Source organism: Methylomonas rapida (genome assembly GCF_024360925.2).
Taxonomy (GTDB): Bacteria; Pseudomonadota; Gammaproteobacteria; order Methylococcales; family Methylomonadaceae; genus Methylomonas; species Methylomonas rapida.
On sequence record NZ_CP113517.1, the window covers coordinates 2,692,431 to 2,718,195 of the forward strand.

At 52.1% G+C, this 25,765-nt stretch carries 24 protein-coding genes and 4 pseudogenes; 13 read left to right on the plus strand and 15 right to left on the minus strand.

Going from position 1 to position 25,765, the window contains the following annotated elements; genetic code table 11:
• Positions 1–24 precede the first annotated feature (24 nt).
• From NM686_RS12640 to prmB, 3 genes are read right to left on the minus strand one after another with little or no spacing between them, the layout of a single operon-like run.
• A complete protein-coding gene (locus NM686_RS12640) occupies positions 25–1,179 on the minus strand; it encodes an MFS transporter (protein WP_255188223.1) in 1,155 nt (384 codons plus the stop codon).
• Positions 1,180–2,268, minus strand: coding sequence for a chorismate synthase (gene aroC, locus NM686_RS12645; protein WP_255188224.1), 1,089 nt, complete (start codon positions 2,266–2,268; stop codon positions 1,180–1,182).
• A gap of 2 nt (positions 2,269–2,270) precedes the next feature.
• The gene (prmB, locus tag NM686_RS12650; protein ID WP_255188225.1) at positions 2,271–3,200 is read right to left on the minus strand and encodes a 50S ribosomal protein L3 N(5)-glutamine methyltransferase; all 930 of its coding nucleotides are present in this window, start codon (positions 3,198–3,200) and stop codon (positions 2,271–2,273) included.
• A gap of 73 nt (positions 3,201–3,273) precedes the next feature.
• Here prmB and NM686_RS12655 point away from each other — a divergent pair, with 73 nt between their 5' ends.
• On the plus strand, positions 3,274–4,152 hold the full coding sequence (locus NM686_RS12655) for an HDOD domain-containing protein (RefSeq protein ID WP_255188226.1): 879 nt from the start codon (positions 3,274–3,276) through the stop codon (positions 4,150–4,152).
• 24 nt (positions 4,153–4,176) lie between these two features.
• Here NM686_RS12655 and NM686_RS12660 read toward each other — a convergent pair whose 3' ends face one another.
• The gene (locus tag NM686_RS12660) at positions 4,177–5,421 is read right to left on the minus strand and encodes a M20 aminoacylase family protein (RefSeq protein WP_255188227.1); all 1,245 of its coding nucleotides are present in this window, start codon (positions 5,419–5,421) and stop codon (positions 4,177–4,179) included.
• A 373-nt stretch (positions 5,422–5,794) separates the two neighbouring features.
• Here NM686_RS12660 and NM686_RS12665 point away from each other — a divergent pair, with 373 nt between their 5' ends.
• The 3 genes from NM686_RS12665 to hpnR all read left to right on the plus strand — a co-directional run bounded on the left by NM686_RS12665 (position 5,795) and on the right by hpnR (position 10,522).
• Positions 5,795–7,369, plus strand: a complete 1,575-nt coding sequence (locus tag NM686_RS12665; protein ID WP_255188228.1) for a peptide chain release factor 3 — start codon at positions 5,795–5,797, stop codon at positions 7,367–7,369.
• Positions 7,370–7,430: 61 nt separating this feature from the next.
• Complete coding sequence (locus tag NM686_RS12670; RefSeq protein ID WP_255188229.1) at positions 7,431–8,633, plus strand: right-handed parallel beta-helix repeat-containing protein; 1,203 nt, start codon at positions 7,431–7,433, stop codon at positions 8,631–8,633.
• A 338-nt stretch (positions 8,634–8,971) separates the two neighbouring features.
• Complete coding sequence (gene hpnR, locus NM686_RS12675; protein ID WP_255188230.1) at positions 8,972–10,522, plus strand: hopanoid C-3 methylase HpnR; 1,551 nt, start codon at positions 8,972–8,974, stop codon at positions 10,520–10,522.
• 64 nt (positions 10,523–10,586) lie between these two features.
• On the opposite strand, the gene NM686_RS12680 is transcribed toward hpnR, so the two are convergent.
• Together NM686_RS12680 and NM686_RS12685 are read right to left on the minus strand one after the other, a co-directional pair.
• Positions 10,587–10,982, minus strand: a complete 396-nt coding sequence (locus tag NM686_RS12680; protein WP_255188231.1) for a CBS domain-containing protein — start codon at positions 10,980–10,982, stop codon at positions 10,587–10,589.
• An 84-nt stretch (positions 10,983–11,066) separates the two neighbouring features.
• Positions 11,067–11,186 (minus strand): annotated as a pseudogene (locus NM686_RS12685) (IS3 family transposase); the annotation flags it as partial.
• A 36-nt stretch (positions 11,187–11,222) separates the two neighbouring features.
• On the opposite strand from NM686_RS12685, the pseudogene NM686_RS12690 reads away from it, so the two are divergent.
• Positions 11,223–11,451: pseudogene (locus NM686_RS12690) on the plus strand (ATP-binding protein); the annotation flags it as partial.
• Positions 11,452–11,652: 201 nt separating this feature from the next.
• Here the strand turns inward: NM686_RS12690 and istA are convergent.
• Positions 11,653–12,879 (minus strand): annotated as a pseudogene (gene istA / locus NM686_RS12695) (IS21 family transposase); the annotation flags it as partial.
• Between the two features lie 126 nt (positions 12,880–13,005).
• Here istA and NM686_RS12700 point away from each other — a divergent pair.
• From NM686_RS12700 to NM686_RS12720, 5 genes are all read left to right on the plus strand, one after another.
• A complete protein-coding gene (locus NM686_RS12700) occupies positions 13,006–13,416 on the plus strand; it encodes a tyrosine-type recombinase/integrase (protein ID WP_255188232.1) in 411 nt (136 codons plus the stop codon).
• An 87-nt stretch (positions 13,417–13,503) separates the two neighbouring features.
• Positions 13,504–14,838, plus strand: a complete 1,335-nt coding sequence (locus tag NM686_RS12705; protein ID WP_255188233.1) for an IS1380 family transposase — start codon at positions 13,504–13,506, stop codon at positions 14,836–14,838.
• 505 nt (positions 14,839–15,343) lie between these two features.
• Positions 15,344–16,645, plus strand: a complete 1,302-nt coding sequence (locus NM686_RS12710) for a tyrosine-type recombinase/integrase (RefSeq protein ID WP_255188234.1) — start codon at positions 15,344–15,346, stop codon at positions 16,643–16,645.
• A gap of 66 nt (positions 16,646–16,711) precedes the next feature.
• Positions 16,712–16,999 (plus strand): type II toxin-antitoxin system TacA family antitoxin, encoded by a 288-nt coding sequence (locus NM686_RS12715; protein WP_255188235.1) that lies wholly within the window; start codon positions 16,712–16,714, stop codon positions 16,997–16,999.
• Complete coding sequence (locus tag NM686_RS12720; protein WP_255188236.1) at positions 16,999–17,484, plus strand: GNAT family N-acetyltransferase; 486 nt, start codon at positions 16,999–17,001, stop codon at positions 17,482–17,484. Before NM686_RS12715 ends, NM686_RS12720 begins: the two co-directional genes overlap by 1 nt.
• Positions 17,485–17,500: 16 nt before the next feature.
• On the opposite strand, the gene NM686_RS12725 is transcribed toward NM686_RS12720, so the two are convergent.
• The 7 genes and pseudogenes from NM686_RS12725 to NM686_RS12755 form a co-directional block, all read right to left on the minus strand.
• Positions 17,501–17,644 carry a hypothetical protein gene (locus NM686_RS12725; RefSeq protein ID WP_269021778.1) on the minus strand — a complete coding sequence of 48 codons (144 nt, stop codon included), beginning with the start codon at positions 17,642–17,644 and terminating at the stop codon, positions 17,501–17,503.
• Positions 17,645–17,743: 99 nt separating this feature from the next.
• Positions 17,744–19,773, minus strand: a pseudogene (locus NM686_RS12730) (DUF927 domain-containing protein).
• Positions 19,774–19,899: 126 nt separating this feature from the next.
• Positions 19,900–20,109, minus strand: a complete 210-nt coding sequence (locus tag NM686_RS12735; protein WP_269021779.1) for a helix-turn-helix transcriptional regulator — start codon at positions 20,107–20,109, stop codon at positions 19,900–19,902.
• Positions 20,110–20,282: 173 nt separating this feature from the next.
• Positions 20,283–20,780: a FlhC family transcriptional regulator gene (locus NM686_RS12740; protein ID WP_255188237.1), complete on the minus strand. Its 498-nt coding sequence runs from the start codon at positions 20,778–20,780 to the stop codon at positions 20,283–20,285.
• A complete protein-coding gene (locus tag NM686_RS12745) occupies positions 20,780–21,373 on the minus strand; it encodes an STAS-like domain-containing protein (protein ID WP_255188238.1) in 594 nt (197 codons plus the stop codon). Before NM686_RS12745 ends, NM686_RS12740 begins: the two co-directional genes overlap by 1 nt.
• 18 nt (positions 21,374–21,391) lie before the next feature.
• Positions 21,392–22,018: a FlhC family transcriptional regulator gene (locus NM686_RS21805; protein WP_407942357.1), complete on the minus strand. Its 627-nt coding sequence runs from the start codon at positions 22,016–22,018 to the stop codon at positions 21,392–21,394.
• Positions 22,011–22,295, minus strand: a complete 285-nt coding sequence (locus tag NM686_RS12755) for a flagellar transcriptional regulator FlhD (RefSeq protein ID WP_255188240.1) — start codon at positions 22,293–22,295, stop codon at positions 22,011–22,013. The genes NM686_RS21805 and NM686_RS12755 overlap by 8 nt, the downstream gene beginning before the upstream one ends.
• Before the next feature lie 310 nt (positions 22,296–22,605).
• Here NM686_RS12755 and NM686_RS12760 point away from each other — a divergent pair, with 310 nt between their 5' ends.
• Genes NM686_RS12760 through NM686_RS12770 form a run of 3 tightly spaced genes read left to right on the plus strand, consistent with a single transcriptional unit; the run spans position 22,606 to position 24,114 of the window.
• Positions 22,606–23,235, plus strand: coding sequence for a transglycosylase SLT domain-containing protein (locus tag NM686_RS12760; RefSeq protein WP_255188241.1), 630 nt, complete (start codon positions 22,606–22,608; stop codon positions 23,233–23,235).
• A gap of 1 nt (position 23,236) precedes the next feature.
• Positions 23,237–23,551 (plus strand): flagellar transcriptional regulator FlhD, encoded by a 315-nt coding sequence (locus NM686_RS12765; protein WP_255188242.1) that lies wholly within the window; start codon positions 23,237–23,239, stop codon positions 23,549–23,551.
• Positions 23,548–24,114 carry a FlhC family transcriptional regulator gene (locus NM686_RS12770; RefSeq protein ID WP_255188243.1) on the plus strand — a complete coding sequence of 189 codons (567 nt, stop codon included), beginning with the start codon at positions 23,548–23,550 and terminating at the stop codon, positions 24,112–24,114. Before NM686_RS12765 ends, NM686_RS12770 begins: the two co-directional genes overlap by 4 nt.
• A gap of 206 nt (positions 24,115–24,320) precedes the next feature.
• On the opposite strand, the gene NM686_RS12775 is transcribed toward NM686_RS12770, so the two are convergent.
• Positions 24,321–25,754 carry an HlyD family type I secretion periplasmic adaptor subunit gene (locus NM686_RS12775; RefSeq protein WP_255188244.1) on the minus strand — a complete coding sequence of 478 codons (1,434 nt, stop codon included), beginning with the start codon at positions 25,752–25,754 and terminating at the stop codon, positions 24,321–24,323.
• Between the last annotated feature and the right edge of the window lie 11 nt (positions 25,755–25,765).

A 25,765-nucleotide genomic window follows, 5' to 3' on the forward strand; every position in this document is an offset into this window, starting at 1 on the left:
CTCATGGTTGAATGAGCGATGATTTTAACTCAATGCCGGCGACTTTTGCCGAGCAACGCCGACATAGGCGATCAACAGCGCCAGGCCAGATAGCCAGGCCGCCATCACGAATACCGGTCCGCCGCCGAGTACATCCCAAAAGTAGCCGCTATAAACACTGCCCAGCATGCCACCCAAACCGAAACTGATGCTGCTGTAAAAAGCCTGCCCCTTGCCTTGGTGCCGCTCGCCAAAATAGCGATGCAACAACTGTATCGCCACGACATGCGCCACGCCAAAGCTGGCGGCATGCAACAGCTGCGCGGCCAGGATGACCGGCAACGACGCCACGCCGTACGCAATCATCAGCCAGCGCAACACGCTGAGCGCCAGGCTGCCGAGCAACAGGCCGCGCAAGTCGATACGCTGCAACAAACCGTACATCCAGATGAACACCAGGATTTCCGCCAAAACCCCCAGCGCCCATAGCAAGCCGGTGAATGTGGCGCTGTACTGATGCTGTTGCAAATAGACCGAATAAAATACGTAGTACGGCCCATGCGCAACTTGCAGCAGCATGTACACGGCCAAAAAAGCCAACAATTCCGGCTGCAAGATCAAGCGTAAAACACTTTCGCCGGCCTTGCCTTCATGCAGCGCATGTGCTTCGGGCGTAATCAAGGCCATCAGCCAATTGCTCATGAGCAGACAGCTAATGATCCAGGGCAAATGGGCAATGCTGACATAATCCAGCAAACGCCCGATACCCAGTACGGCAGCGATGAAACCGACCGAACCCCACAAGCGGATTCGGCTGTAACGCTGAGGGTTGGTTTTCAGATGCCGCAAGGTGGCCGCTTCGAACTGCGGCAGGGTTGCGTTCCAGAAAAAACTGAAGGTAATGGTGACCGCCGCCACCCACAAATAATCATGCCGATACAAAAATCCGGCAAACGTCAGCAAGGCCAGCAACGAAGTGACACGTATCACCCCCATGCAGCGCCCAGTTTTGTCCGCCAGCCAACTCCACAGATAAGGCGCGACGATCTTGGTCGCCACCAGCATCGCGGTCAGTTCGCCGATTTCGACGGCGGCAAAGCCGATTTGTTTCAGATACAGACTCCAGAACGGCAAAAATGCCCCTAGAGTGGCGAAGTAACAGAAATAAAAGCCGGATAAGCGCCAGTACGGCAGAGCCATTTAACGCAGCACGGGCAAACCGCTATCGACTTTCAGATTTTGCGCCCTATGCCGCAACAAGTGATCCATCAAGACGATGGCCACCATGGCTTCGGCAATCGGCGTGGCACGTATGCCGACGCAGGGATCGTGACGGCCTTCCGTAACGACTTCGATAGACTCGCCCTTGCCGTTGATGCTGCGGCCCGGCAGGCGCAGACTGGAGGTAGGTTTGAGCGCGATACGCGCGACGATGTCCTGACCGCTGGAGATGCCGCCCAAAATGCCGCCGGCGTGATTGCTCAAAAAGCCTTCCGGACTGATTTCGTCGCGGAATTGCGTACCCTTGGTATTGATGCAATCGAAGCCGTCGCCGATTTCGACGCCCTTGACCGCGTTGATGCTCATCAAGGCGTGAGCCAGATCCGCATCCAAACGATCGAAAATAGGCTCGCCCAATCCAGGCGGCACCTGGCTGGCGATGACTTCGATCTTGGCACCGATGGATTCGCCTTCCTTGCGCAGCGCATCCATGTATTGTTCCATTTCCGTCACCTTCGTGACATCGGGACAAAAAAACGGATTGTTATGAATTTCGTTCCAGTCGAACAGTTCGATCTTGATCGGCCCCAATTGCGACAAATAGCCACGTACTTGGATGCCGTGCTGCTCGGACAAATATTTTTTCGCAATCGCCCCGGCCGCGACCCGCATCGCCGTTTCCCGCGCCGAGGAGCGGCCGCCACCGCGGTAATCACGGAAACCGTATTTTTGCTGGTAGGTGTAATCGGCATGGCCTGGGCGAAAGCTATCGGCGATTTTGGAATAATCCTTGGAGCGTTGATCGGTGTTTTCGATCAGCAATCCAATCGGCGTGCCGGTGGTTTTGCCTTCGAATACGCCGGATAAAATTTTGACCTCATCGGCCTCGCGACGCTGGGTGGTGTGCCGGGATGTGCCGGGCTTGCGTCTATCCAGATCCACCTGCAAATCGGCCTCGCTCAGTTCCATGCCGGGCGGACAGCCATCGACGATGGCGCCCAATGCGTGGCCGTGACTTTCACCGAAGGTGGTCACCGTGAATAATTTTCCTATGCTGTTTCCTGACATGCTTATACCGCGCTTGCAAAGAGAGAGTGATAATCGTTGACTTGTTGGGCCGTCAGCAAGAATACGCCGTCGCCGCCGCGTTCGAATTCCAGCCAATGGAACGGCACGGTTGGGAACATGTCCTGCAGCGTTTGCGCGCTGCTGCCGACCTCGACGATCAAGATGCCCTGCTCGGCCAGATAATGTTTGGCATCGACCAAAATTCGAATCACCAAATCCAGGCCCGTTTCGCCGCCGGTGAATCCCATGGCCGGCTCGGCATGAAACTCTCGCGGCAGTGCTTCCCATTCGCTGATGGCGACGTAAGGCGGATTGCTGACGATGATGTCGTAAGGTTTGGTCGGCAAGTCGGCGAACAAATCCGAGCGATAGAGATCCAATTGCTCTCCCATGTCGTGTTTGTCCACATTGATTTGCGCTACCGCCAGCGCATCCGCCGACAAGTCCACCGCGTCGACTTGCGCGTCCGGGAAGGCGTAGGCACAAGCGATCGCGATGCAGGCGCTGCCGGTACATAAATCCAAGATATTAAAAACTTGATCTTCTTCCACCCAGGGTTCGAAGCGATCTTCGATCAATTCCGCGATCGGCGAACGCGGCACCAACACCCGCTCATCGACATAAAACGACAAGCCGGCAAAAATGGCTTCATGCGTTAAATAAGCCGACGGAATGCGTTCGCGGATGCGGCGCTCGATCAACCTGACCACCGCCTCTCTTTCCGGTAGCGTCAGCACGCTATCCAGGTAGCTGTCAGCCAGATCGTAGGGTTGATGCAGGGTATGCAACACGATCGCAGCCGACTCGTCCAACGGCGTGACGGTACCGTGCCCGAAAAAGAGTTCATGTTCGGCGAACAGGCTGGCCCCCCAGCGAATATAGTCTCTGATGCGAGTCAGGGTTGTGGTAACATCCGGCGAAATCGTAATCATGGCTTGCCTACAGAAAAAAGGCTTTAAATTTTAAACCAAACCCCGCTTGCTTGTCCGAATTAAGCACACGCCAATGACCGAGGCCGCCGCCGACACCAAAACCACCACGCTGGCAAAAAACCGTCTGTACCTGGATTGCTACAAATACATGCAATCGGACAAACTGGCCTTACCCACCATCCCGGACGTTTCGGTGAAGATTCGCCGGGCCATCAACGAACCCAGCGCCAATAGCAGCAAAATCGCGCGTGTGGTACAGATCGATCCCAGCATCACCGCCAGACTGATCAAGATTTCCAACAGCCCGCTGTATCGTGGCCGCCGGAAAATCGAAAGCTGCCCGGAAGCCATCACCCGCTTGGGCTTGAAAGCGGCGCAGGACATCATCACCGTGTTTGCACTGAAAGCCGTGTTCAACGCCCGCTCGGGATTGATTCGACGCAAAATGCAGGAATTATGGTCGCACAGCAGCCATGTCGCCGCCATCAGCGCGGTGCTGGCGCATAAAACGCCCGGTTTCGACCCGGATCGCGCCATGCTGGCAGGCTTGATCCACGACATCGGCATCGTACCGATATTGGCCTATGCCGACCGCCAACCCGAAATTCTCGCCTCCCCCGGCGATCTGGCCGAGACGGTGCGTGAATTACGCAGCGAAATCGGCGTGCAAATCATCCGCAAATGGGATTTTCCCGCCGACTTCGAAGACGTGGTGGTTCATGCCGAAAACTGGTATCGCGACAGCGGGCCGCAGGCCACATACAGCGACATCGTGATGATTTCGCAGTTGCACAGCTTTATTGGCAAGGTCGACATCAAGAAAATGCCAAAAATGAATGAATTGCCGGCCTACAAAAAACTCGCGGCAGGCAATTTGGACGCGGATTTAAGCATCAACATCCTGGATCAAGTCAAGGATGAAATCGATAACATTCGTGCCATGTTGAGCTGACGACCTCGACCTCGGTGGAGCAGGTTATCCTTGGTCTGCCACGGTCGCCAATGCCGTCTCTACCAGTCTTATCCAATACATCGCGCCCAGCGCCAAAATATCATCGTTAAAGTCGTAACTGGCATTATGCAAGGTACAAGGGCCCAGGCCATGCCCAGCAAGCCGATGATCCCCTTCGCCGTTTCCGATGAAACAGTAACTGCCGGGTAGCCGTTGCAACATGAACGCAAAATCTTCCGCGCCCATGACCGGCGGCTGGCGGATCACGTTGTCTTCTCCCACAATCTCCGCCAATATCCGGCGGGTAAGGTCGGCTGCTTCCGGGTCATTCACGGTCGCGGGATACCCTTTGCTGAACTCGATATCACAGCTCATGCCGTGTGCCAGACAGGTATGTTCGGCAATTTCGCGCATTCTTTGCTGCATTAGTTCCATCAGCTCGCTGGAAAAAGTCCGCAGGGTTCCGGTCAATTCGCAGCAATCGGCAATCACGTTTTTCGCCTGGCCGACATGCACTGTGGTAACCGACAACACGCCAGCATCCAACGGGTTGGCGTTACGCGTCAAAATCGTCTGAAACGCCAGAATCAGTTGCGCCGCGACCGGCACCGGGTCCAAACCCAGATGCGGCAATGCGGCATGGCACCCCTTGCCCTTGATGAGGATTCTGAAGGTATCGTAGGCCGCCATCACTGGTCCTGGGCTCACCGCAAATTGCCCCACCGGCATGCCTGGCCAATTGTGCATGCCGTAAACCGCCTGCATCGGAAACCGTTCGAACAAACCATCCTTGATCATAGCCTCGGCGCCGGCACCGCCCTCTTCCGCCGGTTGAAAAACCAAATAAACGGTGCCGTCGAAATTGCGCCGCTTGGCCAAATATTGGGCCGCGCCCAATAACATCGCGACATGACCATCATGGCCACAAGCATGCATTCTGCCGGCATGTTTGGACGCATGCGCGAAGGTATTTTGTTCCTGTATCGGCAAGGCATCCATGTCCGCGCGCAAGCCAATTGCACGCTTTGAATCACCGGCTTTGAGGATGCCGACAATGCCTGTTTTACCCAAGCCGGCATGAAAGGGAATGCCCCAATCGTTCAGCTTTGCCGCGATACGCTCGGCGGTACGGACTTCTTCGTATCCCAATTCCGGATGAGCATGAATATCGCGGCGAAAACCGATTATCTGATCCAGTTGCACCGCAACCTCCGGCAACACACCCGGTTGCGCAGAGGACAAAACCGAATCGTGAGCCTTTACTTTCATTATCCCCCCCTTGTAAAACATCAATGACAGCCTGCAAGCCAACAGTAACACCAGTCCGCCGAAGCGATACCTATGAATAGTGAGTGCTTGGCATGGGTTTGAGCATTTTTTTAATTGTACAACGCTAGAATTTGCTTGCCGTGGAAGCGGCTCGGCAACAGGCGCCAGGGAGTTGGCGCATACGGCTTCAGAGTTGGAAAGAGGCGGGGATTAGGGCGGTTAGACAATCCGGCATCCCCATCAAAACGCTGAGCAAGCAAGACTGCGCAACGCCAAACTAAGATATAATGCCGCATAAGCTCAAAGGATATGTGCTTTGCAAATTTAGTACAGATTCTAGTACAAATTTTTAAAAATCCAGTCTTATAACTCAATGTACCCCACTGAATACAAGCGTAGACGCACTTTTGCCATCATTTCCCATCCTGACGCCGGTAAAACCACGATCACAGAAAAATTGCTGCTGTTCGGCGGCGCGATACAGCTGGCCGGTTCGGTCAAAGGCCGCAAGGCCGCGCGCCATGCCACGTCCGACTGGATGGAAATGGAAAAGGAACGGGGTATTTCGGTCACCACCTCGGTGATGCAATTCGAGCACAATGGCGCCATCATCAACCTGCTGGACACGCCCGGCCATGAAGACTTTTCCGAGGACACCTACCGCACGTTGACCGCCGTCGATTCCGCGCTGATGGTGATCGACGTGGCCAAGGGCGTCGAGGATAGGACCATCAAGTTGATGGAAGTCTGCCGCCTGCGCGATACCCCTATCCTGACCTTCATCAACAAACTGGACCGCGAAGGCCGCGAGCCAATAGAGCTGTTGGACGAAGTCGAAAGCGTGCTGAAAATCGAATGCGCGCCGATGACCTGGCCTATCGGCATGGGTAAGCGCTTCAAGGGCGTCTATCAGATGTACAAGGATGAAATCCTGCTGTTCAATCCCCAGCACGGCGGCAAAATCGCCGACTCCGAACTGATCAAGGGCCTGAACAATCCGCACCTGGACGAATTGCTCGGTTTGCAGGCCGACGAATTGCGCGAGGAAATAGAGCTGGTCAAGGGGGCCAGCCACGAGTTCGACCTGGACAAATATCTGCGCGGCGAACAAACTCCGGTGTTTTTCGGCTCGGCGATCAATAACTTCGGCATCGTCGAACTGCTGGACGCGTTCGCGGAGTATGCGCCTTCTCCTCGCCCGCGTCAGGCCGAACAACGCCTGGTGCAAGCCGGCGAAGACAAATTCACCGGCTTTGTTTTCAAGATCCAGGCCAACATGGACCCGGCGCACCGCGACCGCGTTGCGTTCATGCGCATCTGTTCCGGCAAATTCGACAAGGGCATGAAATTGCATCACGTCCGCATCGGCAAAAGCATACAAGTCGCCAACGCCATCACCTTCCAGGCCGACAGCCGCAAGAACGTCGAGGAAGCCTATCCCGGCGACATCATTGGCTTGCATAACCACGGCACGATTCAAGTCGGCGACACCTTCACTCAAGGTGAAAACCTGAAGTTCGGCGGCATCCCTTACTTCGCGCCAGAGCTGTTCCGCCGCGTGGTGTTGAAAGACCCCTTGCGCGCCAAGGCTCTGCAAAAAGGCTTGGTGCAATTGACCGAGGAAGGAGCGACCCAGCTGTTCAAGCCACTGAAAAACAATGACTTGATCCTGGGCGCGGTCGGCATATTGCAGTTTGACGTCACCGCCCATCGCTTGAAGCATGAGTATAACGTCGAATGCGTATACGACGCCTCGCCGATCAACACCGTGCGCTGGGTCAGCTCCAGCAATCCGGCCAAACTCGAAGAATTCAAAAACAAGGCTTTTGAGAATCTGGCCGAGGATGGCGGCGGCTACCTGGTTTATCTGGCCAGTAGCCGGGTCAATCTGCAACTGACCGAGGAGCGTTGGCCGGACATAACCTTCAGCGCGACGCGGGAGCTTTGATCCCGCAGGCCTCTTTTTAAAAAATTCTGTGGAAGACCCCAAAACTTGACGTGGAGGGAACATGCGGCAAAGCACGATTCACAACCCGCCACAAACTCTGCTGGCACTGGGTTTGACCGGGATATTAACGATCACCTTCTCACCCAGCTGCCGCGCCGCCACCTGGCTAGTCGGCCCGCAACATGCGCTGAAATCGCCTAGCCAGGCTGCCAAAGTCGCTAAAGATGACGACATCATTCTGATTGCCGCCGCCACCTATCAGGGCGACGTAGCCAGCTGGCCGCAAAACCGCCTGATACTGCGAGGCATCGGTGGACGCGCCCATTTGAAAGCTCAGGATCAATCCGCGGAAGGCAAGGCCATCTGGGTTCTCAAAGGCAATGATATTCGCGTCGAAAATCTTGAATTTTCCGGCGCCACCGTTCCCGCCCTGAATGGCGCCGGCATACGTTTCGAAGGCACCAACCTGACCTTGCGCAATTGTCATTTTCACGACAACCAAATGGGTATCTTGACCGGCGCCAACCCGGCTAGCGAGATCCTGATTGAAGGCTCGGAATTCAACGACAACACCGTCGATTACCGGCGTTACGGCAAGCTAGGCCATAACATATACATCGGCAATATTCGCCGCTTTACGTTACGCCATTCCTATATCCACGATGCTCAAACCGGCCACAACGTCAAATCCAGAGCACAAGAAAATTATCTGCTTTACAACCGGATTGACGACGAGCATAACGCATCCAGTTACCTGGTTGATTTTCCAGACGGTGGACAAGCATTCATGGTCGGCAATTTACTGCGTCAAAGCCCAGATTCGGCAAATACCACGATGCTGTCATTTGCCGCGGAACATAACCAAAATCAACCGTTACAAGCGCTTTATCTCGTCAATAACACCTTTGTCAACGATAGATCCAGCGGTATTTTCCTTAATAATCACAGCAATACCCCGGCAAACTTGATCAACAATTTGTGGGTGGGTCGAGACAGTCGCGTGGAGGGTCCCGCGGAACTGCAACACAACATTTCATCCTCAAACACCGTATTTGCAAATCCCGCGAACCATGACTACCGCCTATCGGTCAATGCCGAGGCAATTGACCAAGGCACGCAGCCCGGACAAGCAAGCAACGGCTTTCAGCTACAGCCGGATTACCAATACCGCCATCCCCTGGACATCGAACCGCGCCCGCAACAAGGCCCTATCGATGTCGGCGCTTATGAATTCATTCCGGATTCGCCGACTAACCATAAGTAACTCAACTAGCGCGAATTTTTTAGGGAAACCGAGAGTACCCGTTTAACAGGCTTGACCGTTAAGGCTGGGTTTTCCTATAGTAAATTTGGAACGATAGTTTATGCTTGCTATGAATAGCATCAACCAAGAAAATGTTTTTGATCCACGATAGGCTGATAAAACACGAATAATATCAATAAGTCATAATCATAAATTGCGGCACCCTATCGGTGAATGCATCATGTTAATGACTCACTGATAATTTTCGTGTAGTTCGTGCTTTTCGTGGACCGCTGCTATTTTTAGGATCAATCGAGCTTGACAAGCCAACGCGTCATTACCCAACAGGAGTCGATGCCATGAAGTTTCTAGCCGTTCATCCCAGTCCGTTGATGTATACCAAGGTGTTTTTACGCCTGGAGCCCTTGGGGCTGGAACTGGTTGCCGATACGGCTCGCAAATCAGGCTGCGAGACGCGTCTGATCGATTTGCAAGTGGAATCGCATCAGGACTTGTATCGACTGCTGGATGACTGGCAACCCGACATCGTCGCTTTTTCGTTGAATTATCTGGCCAACGTTCCGGAAGTCATCGACCTGGCCAAGGCCAGCAAGGAACGCCTGCCGCAAGGCTTCGTCTTCATCGGCGGCCATAGTGCCTCATTTACCGCCGAAGAGATATTGGAGCACGGCGAAGGGAAAATAGACGCCATTCTAAGAGGCGAAGGCGAGTCAGGCTTGCCCTTGTTGCTGCAGGCACTCAGGGAAGACCCCGCCAATGCGCATACGGTACCGGGCGTGGTCACGATGAAAGGCCAAGGCGGCCAACCGACCTTCATCCCCCATCTCGATGACGTATCGCCGGCGAGGGATTTGATCAAACATCGCAAGAAATATTTCTTGGGCATGCTCGATCCTTGTGCTTCGATAGAATTTTCCCGCGGCTGTCCTTGGGATTGTTCGTTCTGCAGTGCCTGGACTTTTTACGGACGCAGCTATCGGGTCATGAGCCCGGAAAAAGTGGTTGAAGAAATCGAGCGCATTCGCGAACCAGGGCTTTTCATCGTCGACGACGTAGCCTTCATTCAAGAAAAAATGGGCTTCGAAATAGGCGAAGCCTTGCTGCGCAGAGGCATACGCAAGAACTATTACCTGGAAACCCGCGGCGACGTGCTGTTACGCAACAAGGATGTGTTCCGGCTATGGAAAAAACTCGGCATGAGTTATCTGTTCCTGGGCATAGAATCGATCGACGAAGGCGGTCTGGAAAAATACCGCAAACGCATCGATCTGAGCCGTAACTTCGAAGCGCTGGAATTTGCCCGCTCTTTGGGCATTCAAGTCGCCATCAACATCATCGCCGACACCGACTGGGACCGTGAGCGTTTCAAAGTCGTCAGGGAATGGTGCAAGGAGGTTCCGGAGATCGTCAACATCAGCATCAACACGCCTTATCCTGGCACCGAGAGTTGGCTGACCGAATCACGCAACCTGACCACCCGCGATTACCGCTTGTTTGACATTCAGCATGCCGTGTTGCCGACGCGGATGTCGCTGGAAGAATTTTATGCCGAACTGATAGAAACCCAACGCGTGATGTTTACCAAGCACATGGGCTGGGCTGCGGTACGCGATCTCGGCAAGGTCATCGGCGGCAACTTGCTGCGCGGGCAAACCAATTTCGTCAGAAACCTATGGAAATTCGACAAGGTCTATGATCCCAAGCTTCAACTCGCCGACCATAAGCTGCCGGTCAAATACGAAATGAAACCGCCGGTCCGTGACACGAAATTCGCCACGGCCAAGGCGCTATCGCAGTCGCTTTACATCCACCAACCACTCGGCAGAGCTAGTCGGCAATTAGACGACGCCACTGAAAAATTTGTCGATGAAAGCCGAGGCGTGGCTTGAAATCCCGAACGGCATGAACGATCGAACCCCGAGCGCTCATGCCGCGGGCGACATCAAAGAATTTTTAACTCGGCGAAACCAGGGCTCGCAACACATCGACCCGACTGATCATACCGACCATCTCACCCTCCCGCATCACCGGAAAACTTCTGATCGGAGTGTTTTGAAACTTGGCCGCGACATCGACCAAGCTTTCATCGGCATCGACGACTACGAGCTCTTTGGACATGAATTCAGAGACTTTTCCGGCCATACTCTGGTTATAGGCCGACTCAACGACTATTTTCATGCCATCTTTCTCGGAAAATATGCCTACCAGTTTGCCATGGCTATCGACCACCGGCACGCTGGTCACTCGGTGATCCAGCATTTTTTTCAGTGCCTGGGCGACGTCGGTTTCTGGTGCCACTGTCGTCACGTGTGTTGACATGTAATCGGCTACTGCAATTTTAGCTAGCATGTTGTTACCCTCATTGTGATTATTATCGTCCCACAGAAAGCCGCAGTGAAAACCTGATCTTGCCCGAGTTTCACAGACAGATAGCTAAGAGACATGTTTAAGTTCAAAGGCTTCCGGGGATAGATAGCCTAATTTGGAATGAAGCCGTTTGCGATTGTAATACACTTCGATGTATTCGAAGACATGTTGCTTGGCATCGGCTCGTGTTCTCGATTCGATCCAGTTCTTCCGACATCAGCTGGTGCTTTACTGTTTCACCTGATCAGTCCATCTCTATGAGAAAACCTCATTGATCATTATCACCAATCTCAACTTTGCTTAATGCGTGCAGGTATTCGGTGATGACAAGATACCGTCGGCGCTCCTTGACCGGATAGCCCATCATTGCAAAATCTTCGAAACCGGCAACGATTCTTATCACTTTAAACAACGGAAAAGGCGGTGGAAAACCAATAACCATTCAGGTTGACTGGAAACTTTTGAAAGCCGTTTGACACACCATGGGGACAACATTCCATATATGCAACAAAACCCTCCTCGCTACCCCCCAACGTTTGTCACTTTTGCTACAAACTCCTTGCAAAGAAAATTTCTTTTATTCAAATAAAAACAATTACTTACCGAAATAAAAAGATTGGTACGTTCTGTGCTGCCGCTTGTTTAACACGAGCCGCAAAGAAGACAACGGTTTCGGCATCTCAACAAAGGGCGCACCATTGCGTAACGCGCCGGGTTTACGCGCCAATAACGGCAGATAGTGTTGCCAATCGTAGCTGACCTGATCGCGATCCAACAGTCGCACATGGCTGGCAATCCAGGCATCGTCGGCATAGAGTTCAAGCTGTTCCGGATACAAGCGCACACTGATCCGTCGATTAGCAAAACGGCAAGGCACCGAATAGCGGTTTCGTTTCACCGTCACCAAGCAGGTGCTGGATACACGAGCCACAAACTCAATGTAACCATCGAACACGCCAGGCATGGGCATCAACTCCGGTTGTTCCAGTTCCAGCGCCTCTTGTAGCGTTAACCCTTGGCGTTCCGGCCAAGATAGTTCCGTCCACAAGGCTCGGCAACGGGCTTCCAGCCACTCATTCAACTCGGCAAAGCTGGCAAAACATTGTTGACTGGCATCCAGCCAAATGCGCCGCCGGCTATCCTGCACATTCTTCTCAACGATGCCTTTTTCCCAGCCGGATGCGACATTGCAGAAGTCAGGATCGAACAAGTAATACGCCGTCATTGCCGCAAAACGCGTATTGACGATGCGTTCTTTGCCTTTCTGTACCTTGTCGACCGCCGTCTTCATGTTGTCGTATATCCCCCGCAACGGCACGCCGCCAAAAGCCTGAAATGCGCGGCGATGGGCGTCGAACAGCATCTCATGGCTTTGGCTTGGATAAGCGGAAAGCAAAAAGGCACGGCTGGCACACAGCTTGGTATGGGCAATCTGCAAACGCCTATAAACGCCACCGACCACCAGAGACTCTTCGCTCCAGTCGAATTGAAAGGCTTCCCCCCAACGGAATTTCAATGGGACAAAGGCGTGTTTGCCAGCCTGGCTACCGGCACCCTGACGCCAGGCACGGATGTAATCGGTAAGCTGCGTGTAGCCGCCGTCATAGCCGGCTTTCTGTAACTCTTCCAATAACTTCAAGGCGGTTCGTCGCTCCCGCTTGGGGCGATAGCTGTCAGCGATCAGCGCTTGTTTGAGTTGATCCTCAAACGGGGAAAGCTTGGTTGAGCCGGGCTGGCGTTTATATTTCGGGTCGGTCCCATTGGGCATACGCAACCACTTTTTAACGGTATTGCGAGACAGACTCGTCCGTTTGGCAATCTCGTTGATGGAGAGTTTGTCACGGAAATACATCCGCCGAATTTTTGAAAATAAGATCATGGTTATCACCTTCTAAGCTCCTGTCTAATTTTTGGACAGGACAGGTTAATAACCCTGGTCAATTTTCGGCCGGAATTCGGCCTCTTACTTGGTCAATTTTCAACCGGCGTCAACACGCAAGTCGATTTGAGGCGAGAATGTGCATGGATAGATGCCGCGCAAGCTAAAGCTAAAAAGCCGATTTCTGTACCGCTCAATGCTGATGCAATGACGGTACTTAGAAACCAACATGGGCAACACAATATCTTTGTATTTACTTATGAAGGTGGTCCTATCAAAAAAGCCGGCGGAAAAGCCTGGAAAAAGGCGCTAAAACGCGCTGCTATTGAGGATTTCCGATGGCATGACTTACGCCATACTTGGGCAAGTTGGCACGTTCAAGCAGGAACGCCATTAAACGTTCTGCAAGTACTAGGAGGATGGGCAAGTTACGACATGGTTTTAAGGTATGCGCATCTATCAAGTGAGCACCTTAAAGCCCATGCTGGCAACTCTAATCTTATTGTGACAAAAATACTACCTGAATCCGTGACTTAAAAGGCCATCCACGGCCGCAACGCAATGATTTAAAACGCTTATTCTGGGATAATACCGCTATTCTTCCATTCACCCGGCGAGTGATTCATGAAGCGGTTTATCCTGGAGCAATCTGAAACTGAATTTTATACCAGCCATTCTGGATTAGCCTTGGTCGGTTTATGTTTGAATCAATATGGCCAGCTCAATCAGGCGCTGGAAAAAGGTATTCCGCTACGGCACGGTATTGCTCACGCCGATATTATCAAAAGCTATATAGGCACCCTTAGCCTGGGCAAAAGCGACTTCGAAGCCATCGAAAACCATCGCGACGACGACTATTTCAAAGCCGCGCTCGCCATTCATCAAGTACCCTCCAGCGCTCGCCTCAGACAGCGGCTGGATGAACACGCTGACGCCTTATTACCGATCATTTATCAAAGCAACCTCGATTTTCTGGCTCACGCCCAGGTGCCGGTAACGCCGTTAGCCACAGGCCATGTCGCGTTGGATATCGATGTTTACCCCATGAACAACGAAAAAACCTGCAAAGAAGGCGTCTCCCGAACCTACAAAGGTTTTGACGGCTACGCCCCGATTGCCCTCTATCTGGGTAAAGAGGGCTGGTGTATTGGTAATGAACTGCGCGAAGGCAAGCAGCATTGCCAATACGAATTCCGCTATGCGCTGGAGCGCGGACTCGCCGCCGCGAAACGTTTGACGACTTTGCCTTTGTTGGTCCGGCTGGATGGCGGTCACGACGCGCTCGACAATCGCATCGACTTACACGAAGCCGATCAGGTCGATTTCATCATCAAATGGAACCCGCGTAAACAAGATGCCGACGCCTGGCTGGCCTACGCCGAACAACACGGCCAGTGGACCACACCGCGCGAAGGCAAACGCGTGGCCTTGTTCAGTGTCATGGAGCAACACACTCGCAACGGTAAAACCTATACCTGTCGCAGGGTCATGCAAATCACCGAGCGCACCATCACGGCTCAAGGCCAAGCCCTCGTGCTACCGGATATCGAAATCGAAGGCTGGTGGACCAGTCTGCCGGTGGCCGATTACGACGATGCCATGGTTATTGCCCTCTATCGCGACCATGCCACCGCTGAACAATTCCACAGCGAATTCAAGACCGATCTGGATATCGAGCGCCTGCCATCCGGCAAGTTTGCCACCAACGACCTGATCATGAGCCTCAGCGCCTATAGCTACAACATCCTGCGCTGGATAGGCCTGATCGGCTTGCTGGGCGAACAAAGCCCGGTCAGGCATCCTGCCAAGCGGCGGCGTATCAAAACCGTGATCCAGGAACTGATGTATCTGGCCGCGCGACTCATCCGTAGCGGGCACCGGCTGAAGCTGCGCTTTTCACAGAGCTGTCCCGGTTTCATCGCTTTTGAATCCACCTACGCCAAACTCGCCGCCGGCTAGCGACTGATCGCTCTGCCATCGATAGCACAACGCCGCAAATTCACAGTGGCTTGGGAATCCTGCGCCTAAAGTCCATCAAATTGAATCATGCAGGGAAAATATTCCAGATAATACGCTGCATTTCTAGCCGTTAAACTCGATTGCCTGGACCACACTTTTAAATTCAGCGAATTTTGGAAGAGTATGACGAATAAAAGGTCTGGCAATATGTGGAGTCACGGATTCAGGTACTACACTTCGAAAAAAGAGCATAGTTAAAAATAACGTAAGTCATTGAAATATTTGGTCGGAACGACAGGATTTGAACCTGCTACCCCTTGTCCCCCAGAAAGGTAAATCCATATCCAATACCATCCATCCCCATCTAGATTAATCAGTATTTATCTATATATATCAACATATTATATTATTTTGTTGTCCAAGGCCGTTTATAGTGATTTAATCAAATCCAAGAAAAAATGTATCCCGGAATGTATCCCGGAAATTGATGTAGGCGGAATAAATCATGGCTAACAACAAACTAACCGACTTGGCATTTCGCAAGCTCAAACCTCTGGAAAAAGAGCAACTCATTCCGGATGGTGGCGGTCTTTATGTCAGGGTTCGACCAGTCACTGAAGGGGGTGCCATTTCTTTTCGCTTCCGTTATCTGAATCAAGGTAAACAAATCTGGATGACCTTAAAGGCGAAATCATTGGCTGATGCGAGAAAGGAACGGGACAACTACAAATCCATGGCGAAACAAGGGATCGACCCTGTCACTGAGCAAAAATTATCCGCAGAACGAGCGAGAGCTACCCAGCTCGCCGAGGAAGCAGAGATTGCCAGACTACAAGCATTGACTAGCGTTGATGGATTATTTGAACGCTGGGCCGCGACAGATCTTCAACAACGCAAAGATTTTGCTGAAGTTCAGCGTATGTTTACCAAAGATGTATTGCCGGTAATTGGCTCGTTTAACGTGCAGGACATTCGCAAAGGCCACGTGACTGACGTCATTGATCGCATCAAACGACGCGGCTCGGTTCATACCGCACGCAATCTGCTTAAATTGATGAGACAGATGTTCAAATTCGCAGTTGATCGAGACATCATTGAATTTGACCCGACGGCAAGTTTAAGTGTTAGCAAGATTACGACCAAAAACACCGAGCGCGATCGCGTGTTGTCACAAGATGAAATCAAACTTCTAACCCAGCAATTGCCTGCAGCAGGCCTGATGCCGTCAACCGAATGCGCACTCTGGATCATGTTATCCACGCTTTGCCGAGTTGGCGAATTAAGTAAAGCGCAATGGAAGCATGTCGATTTCGATGCCCGGACCTTTTTCATTCCCATTGAAAACAGTAAAAACGACAAGGCCCACACCATTTTTCTTTCTGACTTTGCTTATGCTCAGTTTCAACGATTGTTCACTTTCAAACAGTCGGAAACCTGGTTGTTTCCCAATAGCAAAAACACATCCCATGTTTGCGAAAAGTCCATCACCAAACAAATCGATGGCCGCCAGAATTCAACGGTTTACAGCAATAGAAGCAAGGCTAATCAGGCCTTGGTCATGCCCGGCGGCAAATGGACACCGCACGACTTGCGCAGGACCGGCGCCACCATGATGGGCAATCTTGGCGTACACGGCGACGTTATCGAGAAGTGCCTGAACCACACTCAGGAAAACACGCTGAAGCGCGTTTATCAACATCAAGCGTTGAAAACCGAGCAAGCAGAGGCATGGCGTGTGTTGGGTGAACGACTAGAACTATTGACCAGTGGTAACCCAAATGTCATTCCAATCAAACGGGTAATCTGAAGCAATGCTGAATCAAGATGCACAATTGGCGTACAATTGCATTCAAGCAATTGGAGGATCTTAGTTATGCCTACGACAGAAACAAGCAAGCAAGAGCGCATGCACATACGCCTGGATGCGGTTTCCAAACAAAAACTGGAAAAGGCTGCCAACTACAGCCATAAAAAGCTCTCGGAGTTTGTCTTGACTCAATCACTAGCGGCAGCCGAAAACATTATCAACGCGCACGAACACGTGACATTATCTCAAACGGATTGGTCGTTGTTTTTGGACGCGCTGGAAAATCCTCCCGCCAGAAATGCGAAATTGAAAGACGCTTTGGCCTTGCATCAACAGTCAGTTGTCACGGATTGATGAAATTAAAAATTGAATCGCTCAATGCCAGTCACCAACGCAAGGTTTTCGACTGTGGCGACACTGATCTAAATATCTACCTGCGACAGTACGCCCGCCAAAACGTTAAACACCGCATCAATAAAGTTTTCGTCGCGACTGACATCAATTCGCCGCAAACCATCCTCGGCTATTACACCCTAAGTGCCGGTAGCGTGCGGACCAATGAGTTACCACAAGAACATCAACGCCGCTTGCCCAATTATCCGGTACCGATAGCTCTGCTTGGCCGGCTTGCGGTCGATAAAAATCATCAGGGCCAACGCCTCGGAACGATACTGTTGGCCGATGCCATTCAGCGTGTGGAAAAAGCCAGCGAGGTCATGGCGGTGTATGCGATTATGGTGGATGCATTGAATCCGTCGGCAGTAGCATTTTATCGGCAGTTCGGTTTTATTACGTTTCCTGGACAATCCTTAAAATTATTCTTGCCGTTGAATGATTGAACAGAAATTATTCGGGTTAGGCCAGAAGTTTGGTTTGATCTTGGGCGTTGAGCTTGTTGACGTTGTTTTGTTCGTATTCGTTATTTTGAGGTATTACCGGTGTTACGGCCAGTTCTGGCGCGGGTTGTGGCGGTTTTACCGATGCAGTATCGGGTAACACCGGTGTTATCGCTGGAACATTTCACTTTGCGTTTCGAGGTGTTGATCGTCTGGCGGAAACAGCTCGTCGGTCGACTATGCCAGATAATGGCGAATCACGTTAGCGAGCATGATCGTCATCATCAAATTGAATCACGTAAAACCAAGCCGAGCCGCCGTGGACTTTGACCTGGGTGACATGCTTTTTTGGATTGGGGCCGGATTTCAGGATCCCCTGACCGATCAGCAATTTGACCGCCAGGGCCAGATCGGCATGACCAATGGCCTTTTTGAAACCGGCTGTGCTGAACAACCATTGCCGGCCGCGTTCGGTTTGGCGCCAATAGCCGGAACGCTCGCCATGCAGGCGGTTGGGGTCGTCGGTTTTGGTAAAGCGGCTGTCGCCATAGAGTTCAAGGTACTGCCGCAACGCATTGGCTAATTGCCGGGGTTCTAGTTCGCAGGGTCCACGCTGTTGACGCCAATGTTTGAAGCAGATCAATGCCGCTTCCATGGCGATGCATTCCGGCCAGCCCGTGACGCCATATTCGCTGGCCAACTCACCCACCATGCCGATCAAGGCAAAGCTGCCGGCTGCCCTGCCCTCCTCTGCTGATAAAGGGCCGTAGTGCTGTTCGAAAATACGCAGGCATTGCTCTAGATAGCCGGCAAAATCGCGTCGGTCGCGGGTCAATCGCTCCAGAAAAGCAATACCGGCGGTGCCATATTGCTGCGACGTGCGCTGATGCAGTGCCATGGCAAAGGCTCGTCTACTGCCATAGTCATGCAGATGGTCAAAGGCACCGTGTTGACCAAACACCGACAACTGCAGAAAGCGCACCAATTCACCGGCGTTGACCGGTATACCGGCTTTACTCAGATGGGCTTCAATCGAGTCTTCACCGTTGGACAAAATCGCTACCCGCCAATGCTGATGCAGCATGGCTTTGCCATGGATCGTGGCCCGTTGTTTGCCCACGCCATTGGCCAGCAGATACAGCGACTTGCTGACATCCTGGGCATCGGCCTTACTCATTTCATCCAGACACTGGCGGCGACTTGCATGCCGCTGGTCTTGCCCTGACTGGAGGGGCCATAAATATGAATGGCCAAGCTGTCCAGATGGCATTTAGCCAGCAAAGGGCCGCAAAAGGCGAGCGAGACCATTAACAGCAAAAAAGGATTGCCGGGACATAAACCCGCCACCTGTTGTTGCCAGGCGGACAAGGTACCGGCTTGCCGATACAAGTTACTGTTTGTATTCCCCTCGGACTGCAGCAAAACGGCATCCGTCGAATCGCCGATACTACGATCCGGCAGCACATAAACATTATCAAACCAACCGGGCGTCGATGTGATCCAGATCGTTCGATCAGGCTGTTGCTGACTCAAATACTCCGCCAACCGATTGCGTTGCGGGTAGTGAATATCCAGGCCTTGGTCGAACAAGGCTTTCTGTAGCTCATCGCCACGGCCAGCCAGAAATCGCAATGGCATGTGCCGCTGTTTGAGTACGCCCAGACGATCGCGAAAGTTCAGCAATAAGCCAAACTCGCCACCCTGCCGGTTGCGAACAATCGCCACGGCCTTCAACACACAACAGATTCTGACATCGCGTAGCGCCGGCGGCTCCTTGGCAGACGATTTGCCGAGAAAATGGTAATACACACCGGCGGGCCAGCTATGATCTGGACCACAAGTGTGTTCATACACGCGATAACAGGGGCGACTGTCGGCGCTGGGAAGTGAGGATGCCACATCCAAATCGAATTTGGCAGTACCGGTTGCCTGACTCGCTGTCCGGATCTCGGCCAAATCGGCGGACGACAACTGTGCGAGCAAAATTCGCTCTATGCTGGATACCAAAGCAAAACCGTCATCGACCGTTTCCTCCAGAATGAGTTCAGAATCAGTATTTACGTTAGTCACCCTACCCTCCTCCAGTCGATACACCACAATCTCGTCACGTACCTGCGCCCATCGCTGGCCCACGAGCCGACCAGAATCGTAATCAAACGCGGGTTGACTGAAATCCACATCGCTTGGCCAGACGACAACCCGTTCTGCGCCATCACCAAGCAGCAGCTTGATCAGTGCCATCACGTCATCATGACCGGCGGCCTGATCAGGTTGCCAGTCGACGATTAACATCAGGCCCAGCACAGGCCAACGATACTGGATCTGTGCCGAGTTAGAAGGACATATCAGTGCCCATAAGGTGGGATTGCCTTGCCACTGCCGGGCTCTATGCCAAACGGCGGCAACGGCAATCGTTGATCAGGCATCAGCGTTGCCGGTGCATTGAGCGCCTAAACGCGCAATGAGCTGGGCAATATCCTCGACCCGCCAGGCGGTCATATTGGGGCCCATTTTGATCGGCTTAGGAAAGATGCCTTTTTTGATGCCATCCCACCAAGATGATTTACTCATGGGCAGCAATCCATAAATGGGCGGATTGGCCTTTGGATCACCAATAATTTGTTTCAAACGCAGAAAACCAGTTTCGGGCAATTTACTCATGTTTATTAACCTCATAATCATTGGAAAAATGGGGCGATAGTCCTTATTTCAAGTCAGCCAGCCGACCAATTCTTTATTTTAAAAAGGTGATTGACAGGTGATTGGTCGACTCTGAACATAGAATGTTATAAATACAGAATCTAAGGATCGGTTTTCAAACTGGTCTTACAGACACAACACCGCTCTAATGATTTTTCACTGCCCACGATTATCAACACGGGCGAACTGCACTGATGGCATGAAATCAACCGCAACTGCTTATTCCTCAAGTCTCGCGCCACCAACCACGCTGTGGTGAAATCCAGGCTGCTATTGGGCAAGGAGATTTTGAAAAAGTCGAATGCCTGAATGACGTTATCGATGCCACCCTGAACATTTTCGGTTTCAATCGATTGAAATAGTTTGGCGAAGAGCGTGGCCTCCTTGTACCGCCTCACGTTGTGTGTCAGTCCACGAATCGACTCCTTGATCGGACCGGGACTGCCAGAACGGCCAAGTAGCTCTTTGTAAGTCGCTTTTATCAAGTCTTTAGGAACAGTGGTTTCCCTAATAATGACTGCAATTCTGGCTTGGCGCTGAATCAATTGAACAGTCAATTCATACTGTTTTAGTCTTTTGATCATCCTTTTGGCCTCCATTACTCGCCACCACCGCTTAATGTCAGCAAAACATCAATACCGTTACGCTGTTTGGTATTGATCTGCGTAAACAAATGATTCGGCATCCTGGGCGCAAAGCATAACCAGCCAGACTGGGCAATATGCTCAATATCTTCCAGCGACAAGCGTCCGATGGCTTGGCGCAAATCCTGATCAGTAATGCCCAAAATGTATCTGGCGCAAAACGGCTTATCGCGGCAAAGCTCGCGGGCTTTGATTAGCCATAGACTGTTCAATGACACGATTTCCTGATCAGTGGTCTGAGCCTGAAAGCGAGCCAAGCCATCGAAATAGTCATCCAACTCGCTGAGGGCAGACTGCATGACGCCACTGACTTCGGCGGACAGGTTTTTTAGCTGCAGCCATTGATTCAAAAAATCGGCGCCGAATTCGTTGGTCAAGGGGCACAATAGCGCCTGGCAAAATGCCTGTGACACTTGCCCAACATTCAAAAAGTCGAGGGTTAAGGGTTGATGATTGAAAAAGCATTCTCGCGCCAGATGGGCTAAATTTTTTCCTTCCGCCGCATCCAGTCTTGTTCGAGCATTGATAGATTGAACGAATAAGTACATAAAGACTCTCCTTGGTCGTTAGTAGCGGCCGAGACATATCGCCGAATTTTTTCGCTCATGTTGTGAAAAAGTCCGCGAAACACGAGATTGTCGACTCATAATCCCTGTTTGGGTTTGACACACTGGACAATGGATTGGCCCTTGAATACCCAGGTGAAGGCTCAGGTGCCGGGCATGACACGTCAGGCAAGTCACAAAACCCAAGGTGGAGGCACGGAATTGTTGGGTCAGTTGCCATGCCCGATTGATATCCAGCACTCTATGGAGTTTGAATTCTGCCTCTCGATGGCTGGGCTTTGGATTATGGGCGACGATACGGCAGTACAAATCGTATGCCGTGCAAAACCGCTGGCCAAACTCGATGCCATTACCATGCCCAGGCACATAATCCTGAATCAGCCCCAAGAAAATCGAAGCATGCAGATTGTTGACAGTCGCTCGCTCAATCCACTGCGGATCCCATGGCAGCATGCCTTTAATAGGCGCTTGTTTTTGCGCGAGCCAGTAAATGCGGTTCGCCGTTTTCCGTTTGATACCGCAGAGAGAGCAAACGATTGGCGTTCGGGCGCCCAGCTTGAACAACGTTTTAGCCAACATTAGTTCGGCACCAAAATGCGACAAGTCGACGAAGCCACCGTTATTCATGTTGGCCAGCCTGATTCAGTGAATCGTGGACGAGCAAGGCAGCATAAGCGGCGGCAGATATCGGGTGGTTGCCCAGTGGCAGCAAACTGATGACGGCGCGGTTGATCGCGGCCTGTTCTTTGATGATCTCCAGTGATAGGTCTGCCACTTGGCTGACCACCTCTGGATCAACACCAAACCGCCAAGCGGCTTCCATGGCGTTGCTGCGGGCACATTCTCTGAATAGCATCAAATACTGAAAATTCAGATGGGTCAGATCTTCTTCTAGCGTAGCCATGCAATGCTCCCTGGTTGATAACGACATGGGCTCATGCTACGAGGTTAGTTTTGTAAGCGTCACGCGCGCAAAGTGGGTGTTTTTGGGGCATTTTCCGCGCAAAGCCTTGCGGGACTTGGCTTGGCGAGGCTACGCCTTATGATTGAGGAGCAAAAAGCAATTGACAATTCGTAACCGTTTGTATTTTCGGTGAATTATTTTGCTGGATAGCTTTAGGTAGCGTAATTAGGTCAAAAGCGGGCCTTTTTTGCACGCTTGCAAGATTGAATTTTTCAGTAGACTCGGCTCAACCTTACGAGTCAACGCTGCCATGCACAATGTCGATTTGAAATCCGGTTTCCGATGGCGATGCGCCGCTAAACAGCATCGTCCCTGTCAGCGGCTCACTTTGCTGAGCCTTCTCTTCGTCTGTACCGCTTGTTTAGCCAATGACGGCAGCAAGCAGGTACATGTCGCTGTGCCCGTGCAGAAACTACAAAACACCCTTTGGTGGCGGATTGCCAAACAGCACCAACTGGACCCCTACATACTGTATGCGGTGGCATTAAAAGAATCCGCCAACGATGCCGATCCCGCATCGGTTAAACCTTGGCCCTGGGCATTGAATAAATCGGGAAAAGCCTTGATGGCCACATCGCGGCGAGAGGCCCAGGCCTTGCTCAAACAATCGCTCGACGAAGGCAATCGACTGATCGATGTGGGGTTGATGCAAATCAATCTGCGCTGGCATGGCCACAGAGTGAGCACACCGGCACAATTACTGGATCCGATGACCAATGTGCAAATCGGTGCCGAACTGTTAGCCGCAGCAATTCGATCGGCTCCACACGATTTGGCCTTAGGCATTGGCCGCTACTACAGTTGGAACAATGCGGAAGCCGCTGTCGCCTACGGACAAAGCGTCATGGCGATCGCCGACCACGTCAGGCAGGTGATTTGATATGGAGGAAAGTCTCTATCAACTGCAATTGGATTATTTGATGTTGGCACGGGAAATGGTATTGGCCGGCCAGGAACAAAAAGCCCTGTTTAGTTTGGGCTTGACGCCAGAAGCCGTGGCCATCCTGAAAAAATTACCCGTTCAGAAGATCCGAGAAATCGCTCGGCGCGAATGCGTGGCTTTTACCCCGCGTTTCAATGCCAGCTATTGGAGTCGCTATCTGCTCAGCGAACCACCGGCGGATGACAAACTGGCTTGTGAATACCAGGCGCGTGACTTGCTCATGTTAATCAGTGGCTCCGGTAATACCGCATGAGCACTTGGTATACCTACGAAGACCGGCTCAGGGATCATTATCTTGCCTATCAATTGCTGAAACGCAATCTGAGAACGTCGTTCGTCAAGGAGCAGATCAAAACCATTAGCCAGCACGAACTCAAGAATATCCACTATGCTATCCATCTGCATCGACCACCGTCCGGGCAATTACCGATCGTCTCAACCATTCCTTCATCCCGCGAATCGTTTCTATACCTGACTGTATTCCTGTCAATTTACCAGGCCGCCAGTCAAGTCAACACCCAATCGCAATTTGATGTGCCGGCCATCCTATTTGCCTGGGACTATTTCCAGAAAACCTTCAAAGAGCATATCGCTGTCGAAAGACCCTATGGCAAAATCCGGCCGGCCAATTTCAATGAAGCCTGGATATTGGCGCAAGGCCTGCGTAAGTGTGAGGTTGCCTTGAAATATTGCCCCCGTTGTCGGCATAACTATCTGATTATCTATCAGAGCAAATTTCTGCCCGTTTGCCAGTTATGCGACTTAGAAGAAGCAAAAAACCATGGCTTCACTAACACGCTAACTACTTCGAAGTAAATCGAGCTTTGGAATTGCATTTCAGCAAATCAGTCTGTATGGATCTGGTGATCTCAAGGACTATCATCAATAGGGTCGTCTCCATACCAGACATTCAAAATGTTGTAATTCAACAAAGGGATTTTTGTCGCTAACGACCCTAACCGGCCACCCAACACCTTCTAGTTAATCGGTCTGCTCTCACCCATATAGCAGACGTTCAATATTCACCGTTCCCGTAAACTCTCCCCTACATGTTCGATCAAGGGGCTGAGGAAGTATTCAATAACCCGGCGTTTACCAGTCTTGATTTCCACTGTTACAGCCATGCCCGGCGTCAGATTGACGGTCTTGTTTTCGATTTGCATCGTCGTGCGGGGCAGAGTTACCCTAGACGAATAAATCAAGCCTTTCGTTTCGTCGCTAATCGCATCGCGCGAGACGTGAGCGACTTCGCCGTGCAAAGTTCCGTATTTGGTGTAGGGAAAGGTTTCAATCTTGATTTCGGCTTCTTGGCCGGGATCGACAAAACCGATGTCCTTATTTTCGATAAAGGCTTCGATCTCCAGAGCTTGCCCAGCCGGTACGACGATCAACAATGGCTGAGCAGGCGTCACGACGCCGCCAACAGTGTGTACCGCCAATTGCTGAACGACGCCGTCGACCGGGGCAGTCAGCGTCAGCAATTGGCCACGCTGCCGCGCTTTGATGCTAGCCTGGGTATAGGTTTCTATTTTTTGCTCGCTGTCGTGCAAACGGTCCAGCGCATTACGTTGAGCGCCGGCCAACAGTTCGTTCCGTTGCTTGACTGCTTCCAAGATCGCCGCTTGCAGCTCTTGTTGTTTCTCCCTTTGTGCTGCCAGTTCGCCTTCCTGTTCGATCCTCGCCTGTTCCCGGTCCAGATAATCGTGATTGGAGACGTAGTGGCTGCCGTGCAACTTCTGGTAGTCTTCGGCCAGTTGCCGTACGATGGGCACCGCTTTTTCCAATTTGCTCACGGTGGCAGCGACCGAGCGCAAGGCCGCCTGCCGACTGTTTTTTTCGGCCTCCAGTCGGTCCAATTTGCTGGTCAGTTCTTGCCATTCGCCGTCCAGCAAGCGTTGTTCGTGTTCGAACTGCCAAGACGGTATCTCGATAGTCACGGCCAGCCGCGGCTGTCGGACTTTGCCTTCCTGTAGGGCTTTTAGACTGTCGAGAAAGGCCGAATCGCGCGCCGCGGTCAATTGCGCGGTACGCAGGTCGTTGGCGATGCTGGCTGTATCGGCATCCGCTACGGTCGTATCGAGTTCGATCAAGACATCGCCGGCTTTGACAGTTTGGCCGTCGCTAACGTGGATCGCTTTGACCGTCGCAGTTTCCAACGGTTGTATGGTCTTGACTCTGCCGCCGGGCACCAGTTTGCCTTGGGCGCTGGCAACAATGTCGACACGGCCAAAGCAAGCCCACAGCACCGCAATCAAGGCAAACGCGATCAATAGCCACATGGCGACACGCGGGGCCGGCGAAACCGGCGTTTCCTGTAAGGCCAAGGCCGCCGGCAAGAAAGCGGCTTCGTGGTTCAGTCTGGGCGAGCTGTCCAGTTCGGTCCGCCTAGCCCATACGTGGCGAAACACGTGGACATAGCGTTGAATCAAATCGAAAGTAGCTTGTAGTTTCAGCATGGGACGTGTTT